The organism is Deltaproteobacteria bacterium (genome assembly GCA_016875395.1).
Lineage (GTDB): Bacteria > Myxococcota_A > UBA9160 > UBA9160 > UBA6930 > VGRF01.
Genome location: VGRF01000002.1, coordinates 147,179 through 160,767, shown reverse-complemented (window position 1 = coordinate 160,767; position 13,589 = coordinate 147,179). Strand labels below are relative to the sequence as shown.

The following is a 13,589-nucleotide window of genomic DNA, read 5'->3' as shown; positions in this document are numbered from 1 at the left end:
CTGGCCCCTCGATTCTCCTCCTGGCCCCGTCCCCGCCCTCCCGCTATCTCGCCCCGCCGCGCCTGCGCGCGCGCCCGGAGTCTTCGCTCATGCTCGATGCCCGCAGCCTCGCCGAACGCCGCGATGAAATAGCGGCGAGCATTCGCCGGCGCGGCGTGCGCGCCGATCTGGATGGCGCGATCGCGCTGCACGCGCAGGTCGCGGCGAAGCAGCACGAGCTGAACGAGACGAATCGCCGGCGCAACGAGCACCAGGAGCGCGGCAAGAAGAAGCTCGCGCCCGAGGAGCGCGAAGCGCACGGCGCCGAGGGTCGCGCGCTGAAGGAGGCGGTCGTGCGCGTGGAGGCAGAGACCGAGGCGCTGCGCGCGAAGCTCGACGCGAAGCTGCGCGATCTCCCGAACTTCCTGCACGCCGCCGTACCGGATGGGGGCGAGGACGACGCGAAGGAGCTGCGCCGCGTCGGCGCGCCAGCGCAGCTCGGCTTCGCGCCGAAGGATCATCTCCAGCTCGCGGCGGCGCTCGATCTCGCGGACTTCGACGGCGGCGCGAAGGTGGCGGGACAGAAGTTCTACTACCTGAAGAACGAGGCCGTGCTGCTCGAGCTCGGGCTGCAGCGCTACGCGCTCGACTTGTTGTTGGCCGAAGGCTTCACGCCCTACGTCACGCCCGACCTCGCGCGCGCGGACATCCTCGAAGGCATCGGCTTCAACCCGCGCGGCGAGGAGACGCAGATCTACTCGGTCGCGAACAGCGACCTCTGCCTCGTCGGCACTGCGGAGATCACGCTGGGTGGCCTCTACGCAGACACGATCCTCGAGGAAGAGCAGCTGCCGGTGAAGATGGCCGGCATCTCTCACTGCTTCCGCACCGAGGCGGGCGCCGCGGGGCGCGAGAGCAAGGGCCTCTACCGCGTGCATCAGTTCACGAAGGTGGAGATGTTCGCGATCACGCGCCCCGAAGATTCCGACGCGATGCACGAGCAGCTGCTCGCGATCGAGGAGCGCATTTATCAGGGACTCCAGCTGCCGTATCGCGTGGTCGACATCGCGGCCGGCGACCTCGGCGCGCCGGCGTATCGCAAGTTCGACATCGAGGCGTGGATGCCGGGGCGCGGCGAGCGCGGCAGCTACGGCGAGATCTCGAGCACGTCGAACTGCACCGATTATCAGGCGCGCCGGCTGCGCGTGCGCTTCCGGCGCAAGGCCAAGAAGAAGAACGAGTTCGCGCACATGCTGAACGGCACCGCGGTCTCGAACGCGCGCCTGATCCTCGCGCTGCTCGAGAACCACCAGCGCGCCGACGGCACGATCGCGGTGCCGAAGGCGCTGCAGCCGTACGTGGGGCGCGAGGTGATCGGGAAGCGCTAGAGGCTCGCTGCGAGCGGCAGGCGTTCCTCGCGCGCAGCGTGCGCAAGGCGGCGGTCGAAACAAGCGAAGTCGACCGGCACAGACCCCGTGCGCAGCTCGAGCGCCGCTGCCAGCTGGGTCGCGTCGAGCGCCCGTAGGCCGTGCTTCTCGGCGAGCGTGCCCGCGCTTCGCGCGAGTGGGTCGGAGAGCTCGACGACGCCGAAGCCGCTCCAGCCCGCCTCGAACCTACTCACGATGTCGCCGTGTTCGCGGCGGCTCATCGCCTGCGCGCGTAGCCGCCGCGCAAATGCGGCACGCGCCTCGACGTAGCTGATCCGTGACGTGTAGGCGCCGTCGGAGCGATCGACGAGCTCGCGAGTCCGCGCGGAGCCCGCTTCCTCGACATAGAGCTTCACCAGCGCGCTCGTGTCGAGGTAGAGGATCATCGCCGATCCTCGACGACTTGGTCTGAGACCGACTTCGTTTGCCGCTTGCGCAGCTTCACGGGCCCGCGCAGGCGGAGCTTCCCACGCGGCTTCTGAATTCGTCCCTCCGCCGCGAGCCGATCCAACGCTTCGCCCTCGCTCAGCGGCGCTGCGGGCACGAGCCGCGCAACCGCGGCTTTGCGCGTTCCGATCGTGAGCGACTCCCCGTTCGCAACGAGCTCGAGATAATCGCTCAGCCGTTCCCGCAGCTCGCGAACTCCGATGATTCTCTCTTTCGCCATCGCGCGAAGTTGGCCTCACGCTCCGGCGGCGTCAACGTGAACGACCGTTCACCCCATCCGGCGCCGAGCTGCGTGTGTGCAACCCTGCCAGCAATGACGACTCCGGCACTCCGTAACAACCTCATCCTCGGCACCGCGGGCCACATCGATCACGGCAGCAAGCCGCGAAGCGGCGCGCAGCGAGGCGAAGCCGAGCGGAGATCGGACAGTGGCTTCGATGACGCGTAGCAACCTCATCCTCGGCACCGCGGGCCACATCGATCACGGCGGCAAGCCGCCAAGCGGCGCGCAGCGAGGCGAAGCCGAGCGGAGATCGGACAGTGGCTTCGATGTCCCGTAACAACCTCATCCTCGGCACCGCGGGTCACATCGATCACGGCAAGACCACGCTCGTGCGCGCGCTCACGGGCGTCGACACGGATCGGCTGCCCGAGGAGAAGGCGCGCGGCATCACGATCGAGCTCGGGTTCGCGCCGCTCGCGCTCGCGCCCGGGCTCACGATCGGCGTCGTCGACGTGCCGGGGCATGAGGGGCTCGTGCGCACGATGGTGTCGGGCGCGACGGGGATCGACTTCGTGCTGCTCGTCGTCGCCGCGGACGAAGGCGCGATGCCGCAGACGCGCGAGCACCTGGCGATCATCGACTTGCTCGGGATCGCGCACGGCGTCGTCGCGCTGACGAAGAGCGATCTTGCCGACGCCGACGTCGCGGACCTCGCCGAAACCGAGGTGCGCGATCTGCTCGCGGACACGTCGCTCGCGAGCGCTGACGTGCTGCGCGTGTCCGCGACGACGGGCGCGGGCATCGCGGAGCTGCGCAGCGCCCTCGTGCGCGCGGCGGAGCAGGCGCGCGAGCGAGCGAGGCGCGCGGGCCCCGCGCGGCTCTGGGTGGATCGCTGCTTCGAGATGCGCGGCTTCGGCTCGGTCGTCACGGGAACGCTCGCAGGCGCCGAGCTCACTGCGGGAGATGCGGTCGAGCTCTTCCCCGGCGGCGCACGTGCGCGCGTGCGCGGGCTGCAGAGCTTCGGCGCGAGCGCGGAGCGGCTCGAGCCGGGCTCGCGCTGCGCGGTGAACCTGCAGGGCATCGCGCTCGCGGATCTCGCGCGCGGGATGCTCGTCGCAGCGCCCGGCTCACTCGCGCCGTCGAGCACGTTCGATGCTTCACTGCGCTGGCTCGCGACCGCGCCGCACAGCGGACCCAAGCCGGTCGCGTGCGAGCTGCTGGTGGGCACCGCTGCGGTGCGCGCGCACGTCGCGCCCGTCGGCGGAGACTTCTTCGAGCCGGGGTCGCGCTCGTTCGCGCGCATCCATCTCGACGACGGCGCGCTCGCACTACTGCCCGGTGATCGCTTCGTCGTGCGCGGCTTCGCCTCGGGCGCGACGCTCGGTGGCGGCGAGATCCTCGACGTCGCGCCGCCGCACCGGCGGCGCAGCGACCGCGCTCTCGCGCGCGGCCTCGAAGTGCTCGCCCGGGGCGATGCGACCGAAGGCGTGGCGCAGCGCGTCGCTCGCTCCGGATTCGCGGGCATGTCGCTCGAGGCGCTGCGCACGCAGAGCGGGCTCCTGCCTGCGGCGCTCGCTTCAGCGCTCACGAGCGCCGAGGAGAGCGGCAAGATCGTCGCGCTCGCTGCAGACGTGTTCGCGTCGACCGAGCTCGTGTCGCAGGCGGAGTCCCGCTGCGCGGAGGCTCTCGCTGCGTTTCACGCCGCGAACCCGATCAAGCCGGGCATGCCGAAGGGAACGCTGCGCGGTGCGCTGCCCGAGAACGCTGCGCCCGCGCTTTACGAGCGCGCGCTCGCACAGCTCGCAGCGCGCGGAGAAGTCGCGGTCGAAGGCGAGCTCGTGCGCCGCGCTGACTTCGCGCCGCGGCTCGCTGCGCGCGAGCAGGAGCTCGCCGCGAGGCTGCGCGCGGGCGCGCGCGAGGCGGGTCTCGCGCCGCGCACGCTGCGCGAGTGGGAAGCGGAGCTGCGCGCGAGCGAGGCGGAGCTGCGCGAGGTGCTCGCGCATCTCGAGCGCGAAGGCGCGCTCGTGCGCGCGCCGGGCGAGCTGTGGTTCGATGTGAGCGCCGTCGCCGCGCTGCGGACGCGAGTCGTCGCCCATCTCGAAGCGCACGGCGAAATCGGCACCGCGGCCTACAAGGAGCTGATCGGCGGCACGCGCAAGTTCGTCGTGCCGCTGATGGAGCTGTTCGACACGGAGCAGCTCACCGTGCGCCGCGGCGAAGTGCGCGTGCTGAAGCGGCGCGCGAAGTGAGCGAGCGCGATGCGCGCTTCGCGCAGATCGAGACAGCGCGGCTCCTTTGCGAACCCGTCCGCGGCGAACACGCCTCGGCGATGTTTCCCGTGCTGAGCGATGCGCGGCTCTACGCGCACATGCCGGGCGGGCCGCCCGAAAGCGTCGCGGCGCTGGAGCGCGAGTACGCGTTCCTCGCGGGCGGGCGCAGCCCGGACGGCGCTCAGCATTGGCTCAACTGGATCCTGCGGCTGCGGGATTCGCGAGAGGCGATCGGCTTCACGCAGGCGACTCTGCGCGGCGAGGGCGGCTCGATCGCCTACGTGATCGGCGCTGCGCATCAGCGACGCGGCTACGCGCGCGAGGCCGTCGCGGCGTTGGTGGCGCACCTCTTCGAGGTCTGGGGAGTCGCGCGACTCCAAGCCGAGATCCACTTCGACAACCGCGCGTCGGCCGGGCTCGCGCAGCGCCTCGGCTTCCTACACGCGCGCAAGGACTTCGCCGAGAACGACGACATCTTCGAGCTCACGCGCGCGGCATGGCTCGCGCGCAGTCCGCTTCGGTAGCCCACGGACGCGCGAGCGCGATGCACGGAGGATCGACGCGCGCGGAGGCTGCGCGCTTCGCCTGCGCGTCAGTTCAGCGCCGCCACCGCTTCGCGCGACCAGTCGAGGGCGCGCACGAAGCTGAGCAGGTCCTCGGGGCCGTTGTTGGGCAGGATGCCGAGCACGACCACCGCGACCGCGCACGCGACGAGCGCGATCTGCTCGCCGGTCGCGAGTCGCAGGCGGCCCGCGGCTTCGCCGGGCTCGCGCATGTACATGAGCACGGGCAGGCGCAGGTAGTAGTAGACCGAGACGAGGCTCGTCATCACGGCGATCACGACGAGCGAGACGTAGCCCTGCTGCACCGCGGCCATGAAGATCTTGAACTTGGCGACGAAGCCCGCGGTGCCGGGGATGCCGGCGAGGCCGATCAGGAACAGAGTCATCAGGCCGGCGAGCGCGTGGCGGCGCTTCGCGAGCCCGGCGTAGTCCTCGAAGCGGTCGGCGTCCTGGCCGCGGTGCGTGAGCGCGATGATCACGCCGAAGGCGCCGAGGTTCAGGAACAGGTACGCGACGAGGTAGAAGAGCACGCTGGCGTAGGCGTCGCCGTAGCCGCCGGGCGAAGCGGCCACGAGGCCGACGAGCAGGTAGCCCGCGTGCGCGACGCTCGAGTAAGCGAGCATGCGCTTCACGTTGTCCTGAATCACCGCCATCAGGTTGCCCACGATCATCGTGGCCGCGGCGATCACCCAGAGCGCGTCGGTGAGCGGGCCCTCCACGCCCCCGAACGTGGTGTGCGCGAGGCGCACCAGCGCGACGAACGCGGCGGCCTTCACGGTGACGGACATGTAGGCCGTCACGGAGGCGGGCGCGCCTTCGTAGACGTCGGGCGTCCACTGGTGGAACGGCACCGCGGAGACCTTGAAGGTGAAGCCGACGAGCAAGAGCGCGAGGCCGATCACCGCGAGCGGATCGCTGCCGTCGAAGGCGGCCCCGATTCCCGCGTAGCTCGTCTCGCCGGTCGCGCCGTAGAGGAGCGCCATGCCGTAGAGCAGAAGTGCGCTCGCGAACGAGCCGGCGAGGAAGTACTTCAGCGCGGATTCGTTCGCGCGCACGCGGCGGCGGTCGAAGCCGGCGAGCACGTAGATCGGGATGCTCATCAGCTCGATGCCGAGGAAGGCGCTGATCAGATCGACCGAGCCGACGAGCAGGATCATGCCGCTCGTCGCGAGCAGCACGAGCGCGTAGTACTCGCCGTGCTGGACGCCGACCTCCTTCAAGTAATAGGTCGAGAGCAAGAGCGCGAGCACGGCACCGATGCAGACCGAGATCGTGCCGAACGCGGTCAAGCGATCGAGCTGGAACATCGGGTGATCGGGGCTGAACTCGAGCGCGCCGCCGGCGAGGAACGCGTTGGCCGACCAGCCCACGGCGGCGAGAACGCCGACCGAGACGAAGGTGAGCGCGAGGTTCTTGCGCCAGCGCTCGCTGTCGGTCGCGCGGCCGAGGAAGAGGTCGAGCAGGAGCACGAGGAACGCGCCGCCGGCGATCAGCAGCAGCGGCATCGCGGCCGCGAGGTTCAGCACGGGCGCGGGAATCATCGCTGCGGCTCCGTGAGGCTCACGCGCACGGGAACCGGGAGCGGCGCGGTCGCCTCCGCCGCCGTGGCCGCGCGCTTCGCCTCCATCACGCGCAGGATCTCGCTGACCGGCGCCGAGAGGCGCGTGAGCAGCGGCTGCGGGTAGACGCCGATCCACACGATCGGGATCACGACCGCGGCGATCACGAGCTTCTCGCGCAGGTCGAGGTCGATCAGGCCGCGATTCTCCGGCACCTCGACGGGCCCGAAGAACACGCGGCGATACATCCACAGCATGTAGACCGCGGCGAGCACGACGCCGAAGGTCGCGAGCGTCGCGACGAGCGGCGCGGCCTCGAACGTGCCTAACAAGATCAGGAACTCGCCCACGAAGCCGTTCAGCCCGGGCAGGCCGATGCTCGACATCGTCACGATCCCGAACATCGCGGCGTACACCGGCATCGGCTTCGCGATGCCGCCGAACGCGCCGATCTCGCGGGTGTGACGGCGCTCGTAGATCATGCCGACGAGCAGGAAGAGCGCGCCGGTCGAGAGGCCGTGGTTCACCATCTGCAGCACGGAACCCTTCAGGCCCTCGTCGTTCAGCGCGAAGGTTCCGAGCATCACGAAGCCGAGGTGCGCGACCGACGAGTACGCGACGAGCTTCTTGATGTCGCTCTGCACCATCGCCACGAGCGCGCCGTACACGATGCCCATCACGCCGAGGCCGAACACGAGCGGCGCGAACTCGACTGCGGCGTCGGGGAAGAGCGGCAGCGCGAAGCGCACGAAGCCGTAGGTGCCCATCTTCAGCAGCACGCCGGCGAGGATCGCGGAGCCAGCGGTGGGCGCCTCGACGTGCGCGTCGGGAAGCCAGGTGTGGAACGGGAACACCGGGACCTTGATGCCGAACGCGAGCGCGAAGGCCGCGAACAGCCACGGCTGCGTGCGCCACCACACGTCGCCGCCCGGCAGGATCGCGGTGTCGAGCAGACCCGGGAGCGTGGAGCCCGGCGGCGCGACGAGGTCGAGCGTGAGCGTGCCGGTCTGCTCGAAGTGCAGGCGGTAGACGACCAGCATCGCGACGAGCATCAGCAGCGAGCCGGCCATCGTGAACAGGAAGAACTTGATCGCGGCGTACACGCGCCGCGGGCCGCCCCAGATCCCGATGATGAAGTACATCGGAATCAGCATCAGCTCCCAGAACAGGTAGAACTGGAAGAGATTCAGCGCGGCGAAGGTCGCGATCATGCCCGTCTCGAGCGCGAGCATGAAGAACAGGAACGACTTGACGCTGGTCTTGATGTCGTTCCACGACGCGACCAGCACGATCGGCTGCAGGAACGTCGTGAGCAGGATCAAGAGCAGGCTGATGCCGTCGATGCCGACGAAGTAGTTGACGCCCCACTCCGCGAGCCACGGCACGTGCTCGACGAACTGGTAGTCGGCGCGCGTCGCGTCGTAGCCGCACCAGAGCTGGAGCGAGATCACGAAGGTGAGCAGGCTCGTGATCAGCGCCGCGCTCTTCCACACCGCGTCCGCGAGCTTCGCGATCTGGTCGACGACGAGCAGCACGAGCGCCGCGGCGAGCGGCAGGAACGAGACGACGCTGACGAGGTTGCCTTCGAACATCACGCCACCTGCGTCGCGAGCCAGACGAGCAGGCACGCCGTGCCGAGCGCCATCCAGCCGAGGTAGCTCTGCGCGAAGCCCGACTGCGCGTACTTGAGCAGGCCGCTCGTCACCCCGCGCACCGTCGCCGCCGAGCCGTTCACGAGCACGCCGTCGATCACGCCCGCGTCGAAGAAGCGGTGCAGAACGTTCTTCGAGAGCCACACGAGGGGCTTCACGAACAGCGCGTCGTAGATCTCGTCCACGTAGTACTTGTTCTCGACCGCGCGATGGAGCGGCCCGAGCGCGCCGCGAATCGCGACGGGGATGGCGGGGCGCCACACGTACATCAGCGCTGCGAGCGCGACGCCGACGCCCGCGACGAGCACCGAGTACACGGCGAGCAGGCGCTCTTCGCTCAGCGTGATCTCGTGGTGCGCGTTCGAGAGCACGGGCGCGACGAAGTTCGCGAAGCTGTTCGAGTTCTCAGGCGCGATGTTGAGGATGCCGAGCAGCGGGTTCAGCGCCGCCGCTGGACCGAGGAAGCCGCCGAAGATCGAGGCGAGGGCCAGCACGACGAGCGGCGCGACGACCGTCCACGCGGGCTCGTGCACGTGAGACAACGTCTGCTCGCTCGCGCGGCTCTTGCCGAGGAACGTGCGGAAGTAGAGGCGGAACATGTAGAAGGCCGTGATGCCTGCGGTGCCGAGCATGACTGCGTAGAGCGCGCCGTGGGCGGGCACGTGCGAGAGCTTCGCGGCGAGCAGGATCTCGTCCTTCGAGAAGAATCCGGAGAAGAACGGCGCACCCGCGATCGCGAGCACGCCCATCAGGAACACCTTGTGCGTCCACGGCAGCTTCGTCCGCAGGCCGCCCATCTTGTCCGTGTCCTGCTCGTGGTGCATCGCGAGGATCACGCTGCCGGCGCCGAGGAAGAGCAGCGCCTTGAAGAACGCGTGCGTGACGACGTGGAACATCGCCGCGCCGAACGCGCCGCAGCCCGCGGCCACGAACATGAAGCCGAGCTGCGAGACGGTGGAGTACGCGAGCACTTTCTTGATGTCGGTCTGCGCGATCGCGATCGTGGCCGAGAGCAGCGCCGTGATCGCGCCCGTCCACGCGATGAACGCCATCGCGCCGTCCGCCTCCGCGTAGACGAAGCTCATGCGCGAGACCATGTAGACGCCCGCGGTCACCATCGTGGCGGCGTGAATCAGCGCGGACACGGGCGTCGGGCCCGCCATCGCGTCGGGCAGCCACACGTAGAGCGGCAGCTGCGCGGACTTGCCGGCGGCGCCGACGAAGAAGCACAGGCCGATCAGCGTGGCGAGCTTCCACTCGGGGAAGCCGGGCAGGAACGAGAGCCACTGCGGCAGCTGCACCGTCTGCTCTGCGATCGCGGGGAACGCGGCCTGGATGTCGCGGAACGCGATCGCGGCCTGGCCCTCGCCGGAGAGCGACCAGAACAGCAGGAACAAGCCGAGCAAGAAGCCGAAGTCGCCGATGCGGTTGACGATGAACGCCTTGCTGCCGCAGTAGGCGTTCCACGTGTCCGAGTACCAGAAGCCGATCAGCAGGTAGGAACAGACGCCGACGCCTTCCCAGCCGAGGAACATCACCAGCAGGTTGTCCCCGAGCACCAGCATCAGCATCGAGAACGTGAACAGGTTCAGGTAACAGAAGAAGCGCGCGAAGCCGCGGTCGTCGCGGTGGTCGTCATCCATGTACCCGATCGAGTAGATGTGGATGAGCGAGCCGACCCCGGTGACGACGAGGATCATCACGGCGCTGAGCGGATCGAGCAGGAACGCGGCTTCGGCGGTGAAGCTGGCGGTGCCGATCCAGGTGAAGAGCGAGTCGCTCATCACGCGCGCGCCCGGCGCGAGCTGCGTGAGGTCGTTCACGAGCGCGAGCGAGAGCAGGAACGACGCGACGACCGAGCCGCACGAGAGCGCGATCGTGAGCGTGCGCGAGAGCTGCGTGCGGAAGAAGGCGAGCAGCACGCCGTGCACGAGAGCGCCGAGCAGCGGCAGCAGGGGCACCCAGCGGATCAGGTCGTTCGGCGTCGCTTCTACCATTTCAGGAGACTCGCGTCCTCGACGTTGACGCTCTCGCGGTTGCGGAACAGCGCGATCACGATGCCGAGGCCGACCGCGACTTCGGCGGCGGCGACGACGATCACCATCAGCACGAACAGCTGGCCCGCGTGATCGCCCCACTGCCGCGAGAACGCGACGAGCGCGAGGTTCACCGCGTTCAGCATCAGCTCGATCGACATCAGGATCACGATCAGGTTGCGGCGCGTGAGCGCGCCGATCACGCCGAGCAAGAACAGGATCCCCGAGAGCGCGACGGCTTGCGTGACCATCAGTCGATCTTCCGCTTGGCGAGAATCACTGCGCCGATCATCGCGCCGAGCAGCAGCAGCGAGGTGACTTCGAACGCGAGCACGTAGTTGGTGAAGAGCTCGCGCCCGACTTCGCGGTAGCCGCCGAAGCCTGCGCTGAGCTCCGCGGCGGGGCCGAACGCGCCGGGCAGCAGCGTGAGGAAGCCTGCGCCGATCGCGGCGGCGCCGAGCGTCGCGAGCAATGGCTTCGCGTAGCGCGCGCCGCCGAAGTCGTCGCTGCGCAGGTTGAGCAGCATCACCACGAACAGGAACAGCACGAGGATCGCGCCGGCGTAGACCATCACCTGCAGCGCGCCGATCAGGTACGCGTCGAGCTGCACGTAGATCGCGGCGAGCGCGCACATCGTGACGACGAGCGAGAGCGCCGCGGCCACGGTGTTGCGCGTGTTGAGCAGCATGCCGAGCGCGCCGGCGATCGCGATGAACGCGAAGATGTAGAAGAGCGTCATGCGCGCTCCAGGAACAAGATCACGCCGGCCGTCACGAACGCATTCGCGATCGAGATCGGCAGGATCATCTTCCAGCACAGGTCCATCACCTGGTCGTACCGGAAGCGCGGCAGCGTCCAGCGGATCGCCATCTGCAGCCAGATCATCACGATCACCTTGATCAGGAACGTGACGAAGTGCAGCGCGATGCAGACGACCGTCGCGAAGCTCGCGCCGAGCGCGGGCGTGAGGCCGCCGATGATCATCTCCTGCGAGACGAACGGGATCGCATAGCCGCCGAGGAACAGCGTGGTGACGATCATGCCGATCACCGGCACTTCGAGGAACTCGGCCGTGTAGAACAGGCCGAAGCGCATGCCCGAGTACTCCATGTGGTACCCGGCCACGAGCTCGCTCTCGCCTTCCGGCGCGTCGAACGGCGGCCGCTTGTTCTCGGCCATGATGCAGGTGAGGAACAGGATGAAGCCGAGCGGCTGGAGGAAGATCCCCCAGTTCGGCAGCGGAACGAGGCCGAACAGCCAGAGCGTCTTGTCCTGCGCCTGCGCGATCTCCACGAGGCTCAGCGAGTTGAACACCATGAAGAGGCCGACGAGCGAGAGCCCCATCGTCACTTCGTACGAGATCATCTGCGCCGAGGCGCGCATCGAGCCGAGCAAGCCCCAGTTCGAGTTGCTCGCCCAGCCCGCCATCACGGCGCCGTAGGTCGCGATCGAGCCGACCGCGAACACGTAGAGCATTCCCCAGTCGATGTCGGCGACGACGAGGTTCAGCACCCAGCCGTCCATCTGGTACTTCCCGCCGTACGGGATCACGGCGAGCGTGATGATCGCGGGCACCAGCGCGATGATCGGCGCGAGCTGATGGATCCAGCGATTCGCGCCGGCGGGCACGACGTCTTCTTTGGTCGCGAGCTTCACGACGTCGGCCGCGGGGTGCAGCAGGCCGAGCGCGGTGATGCCGAGCACGTGGGCGCGGTTGGCGCCGATGCGGTCCTGCATCACGGCGCTCTGCTTGCGCTCGACCCAGGTGATGAGAGGCAGGAACAGACCCATGATCACGAGCACGATCACGAGCATCTTGACGACGACTTGGAGCTCCACTCAGCGCGCTCCCGCGCCGCCGAGCGGTCGCCCTTCGTCGCCCACCGAGTCGTAGTCGCAGCCCGCGAACGCGGGCACCACCTGCCCGATCGCCTTCGAGACTTCGCGCGCATTGAACGCGACGCCCGGCGCGAAGCCCGCGAGCCCGAGCGCCTGGCCGAGGCGCAGCAGCACCTCGCCCTCGCTCCACGCGTCGAACGCGGGCTCCACCGCGGGCGCCACGCGCTGCACGTGGCCCGCGTGATTCGTGAGCGTGCCGCGCTTCTCCGCGGCGACGCGCGCGGGGAACACCACGTGCGCAGCGCGCTCGAGCGCGGAGTGATGCGTGCCCAGCAGGATCACGCAGTCGAGCTTCGCGAGCGCGGCCTCGCCACCTAACAACGCGAGCGCATCGCTGCCGAGCACGATCAGCGCGCGCACCGCGCCGGCCTTCACGCGCTCGGCGACGCTCGCCGCGTCCTTGAAGCCGAGCGCACGCGCGCCGGCGCCGTTCGCGGCCTTCTCCGCCTTGATCAAGATCTCGTCGGAGCGCCCCTTCGGAACCGCGACGCCCATCGTCTCCGTGCCGATCGCCTCGCAGAAGCGGCGCAGCACGAACAGGTCCTCGTTCGTCGCGTGCGCGGAGGCGAGCGCGGCGACCGAGGCGCCGCCCGCTGTCGTTACGGCGCGCAGCTTCGCGGCGGCGGCGGCGACCGCGGCGTCGAGCTTCGCGCTCGCGAGGCCGCCCGTCGCGGTGCGCACGCCGGCTTCACGGATGCGGTCGCTCGCGCCGATGCGCTTGTAGGACATGCGGCCTTCGTCGCACATCCAGGTCGCGTTCACCGCGTCGTTGCGCCGCGGCACGTAGCGGTAGACCTGATTGTTCGCGACGCCGAGGTGGATGTTGCAGCCACTCGCGCAGCCGGTGCAGACGCCCGGCTTGTCGTCGAGGAACCACACGCGGATCTTGAAGCGGAAGTCCTTCGTGGTGAGCGCGCCGACCGGGCAGATGTCGGCCACGTTCATCGAGTAGTCGTTGTCGAGCGGCGCGCCGGGGAACGTCTCGATCGTCGAGCGATCGCCGCGGCTCATCACGGTGAGCTCGCTCGTCTGCGAGATCTCGCGCGTGAAGCGCACGCAGCGCCGGCACAAGATGCAGCGCTCCTGGTCGAACGTGATCGTCGGCCCGAGGTCGACGCGCTTCTTCAGCGCGCGCCGCGGCTCTTTCGTGCGCGCGTGCGTGACGCCGTACTCGTAGGCGTAGTCCTGCAGCTTGCACTCGCCCGCCTGATCGCAGATCGGGCAATCGAGGGGGTGATTGACGAGCAGCAGCTCCATCACGCCCTCGCGCGCCTTCTTCACGCGCTCGTTCGCGGTGGTGATCTCCATGCCCTCGGCGACGGGCGTGTTGCAGGCGATCTGGAGCTTCGGCTGACCCTTCACCTCGACTTGGCAGAGTCGGCACGAGCCGTCGATCGAGAGCTTCGGATGCCAGCAGTAGTGCGGCACGTCGACGCCGTTCATGAGCAGCCCGAGGTCGTCGAGCGCCTGCAGGATCGTGCGCCCGTCCTGCACTTCGTACTTCACGCCGTCGATCGTGACGTTTGCCATGTCG

General features: G+C 69.0%; 12 protein-coding genes. 3 read left to right on the top strand and 9 right to left on the bottom strand.

Features of this window, described 5'->3' with window-relative positions; all coding sequences use genetic code 11:
* Positions 1 to 89: 89 nt before the first annotated feature.
* Positions 90 to 1,367: a serine--tRNA ligase gene (gene serS, locus FJ091_02485; protein ID MBM4382216.1), complete on the top strand. Its 1,278-nt coding sequence runs from the start codon at positions 90 to 92 to the stop codon at positions 1,365 to 1,367.
* Here the strand turns inward: serS and FJ091_02480 are convergent.
* Both FJ091_02480 and FJ091_02475 read right to left on the bottom strand, forming a co-directional pair.
* Positions 1,364 to 1,792, bottom strand: coding sequence for a type II toxin-antitoxin system VapC family toxin (locus FJ091_02480; GenBank protein ID MBM4382215.1), 429 nt, complete (start codon positions 1,790 to 1,792; stop codon positions 1,364 to 1,366). The genes serS and FJ091_02480 overlap by 4 nt on opposite strands.
* Positions 1,789 to 2,073, bottom strand: coding sequence for a type II toxin-antitoxin system prevent-host-death family antitoxin (locus FJ091_02475; protein MBM4382214.1), 285 nt, complete (start codon positions 2,071 to 2,073; stop codon positions 1,789 to 1,791). The genes FJ091_02480 and FJ091_02475 overlap by 4 nt, the downstream gene beginning before the upstream one ends.
* 320 nt (positions 2,074 to 2,393) lie before the next feature.
* On the opposite strand from FJ091_02475, the gene selB reads away from it, so the two are divergent.
* Together selB and FJ091_02465 are read left to right on the top strand one after the other, a co-directional pair.
* Complete coding sequence (gene selB / locus FJ091_02470) at positions 2,394 to 4,325, top strand: selenocysteine-specific translation elongation factor (GenBank protein ID MBM4382213.1); 1,932 nt, start codon at positions 2,394 to 2,396, stop codon at positions 4,323 to 4,325.
* Positions 4,322 to 4,870, top strand: coding sequence for a GNAT family N-acetyltransferase (locus FJ091_02465; protein ID MBM4382212.1), 549 nt, complete (start codon positions 4,322 to 4,324; stop codon positions 4,868 to 4,870). Before selB ends, FJ091_02465 begins: the two co-directional genes overlap by 4 nt.
* Positions 4,871 to 4,938: 68 nt before the next feature.
* Here FJ091_02465 and FJ091_02460 read toward each other — a convergent pair whose 3' ends face one another.
* From FJ091_02460 to FJ091_02430, 7 genes are read right to left on the bottom strand one after another with little or no spacing between them, the layout of a single operon-like run.
* The gene (locus FJ091_02460) at positions 4,939 to 6,450 is read right to left on the bottom strand and encodes an NADH-quinone oxidoreductase subunit N (protein ID MBM4382211.1); all 1,512 of its coding nucleotides are present in this window, start codon (positions 6,448 to 6,450) and stop codon (positions 4,939 to 4,941) included.
* Complete coding sequence (locus FJ091_02455; protein MBM4382210.1) at positions 6,447 to 8,060, bottom strand: NADH-quinone oxidoreductase subunit M; 1,614 nt, start codon at positions 8,058 to 8,060, stop codon at positions 6,447 to 6,449. Before FJ091_02455 ends, FJ091_02460 begins: the two co-directional genes overlap by 4 nt.
* Positions 8,060 to 10,117: an NADH-quinone oxidoreductase subunit L gene (gene nuoL, locus FJ091_02450; protein ID MBM4382209.1), complete on the bottom strand. Its 2,058-nt coding sequence runs from the start codon at positions 10,115 to 10,117 to the stop codon at positions 8,060 to 8,062. Before nuoL ends, FJ091_02455 begins: the two co-directional genes overlap by 1 nt.
* A complete protein-coding gene (nuoK, locus tag FJ091_02445) occupies positions 10,111 to 10,407 on the bottom strand; it encodes an NADH-quinone oxidoreductase subunit NuoK (protein ID MBM4382208.1) in 297 nt (98 codons plus the stop codon). The genes nuoL and nuoK overlap by 7 nt, the downstream gene beginning before the upstream one ends.
* Positions 10,407 to 10,895 (bottom strand): NADH-quinone oxidoreductase subunit J, encoded by a 489-nt coding sequence (locus FJ091_02440; protein MBM4382207.1) that lies wholly within the window; start codon positions 10,893 to 10,895, stop codon positions 10,407 to 10,409. Before FJ091_02440 ends, nuoK begins: the two co-directional genes overlap by 1 nt.
* Complete coding sequence (locus FJ091_02435) at positions 10,892 to 11,971, bottom strand: NADH-quinone oxidoreductase subunit H (GenBank protein ID MBM4382206.1); 1,080 nt, start codon at positions 11,969 to 11,971, stop codon at positions 10,892 to 10,894. Before FJ091_02435 ends, FJ091_02440 begins: the two co-directional genes overlap by 4 nt.
* A gap of 24 nt (positions 11,972 to 11,995) precedes the next feature.
* A complete protein-coding gene (locus tag FJ091_02430; protein MBM4382205.1) occupies positions 11,996 to 13,585 on the bottom strand; it encodes a (2Fe-2S)-binding protein in 1,590 nt (529 codons plus the stop codon).
* Between the last annotated feature and the right edge of the window lie 4 nt (positions 13,586 to 13,589).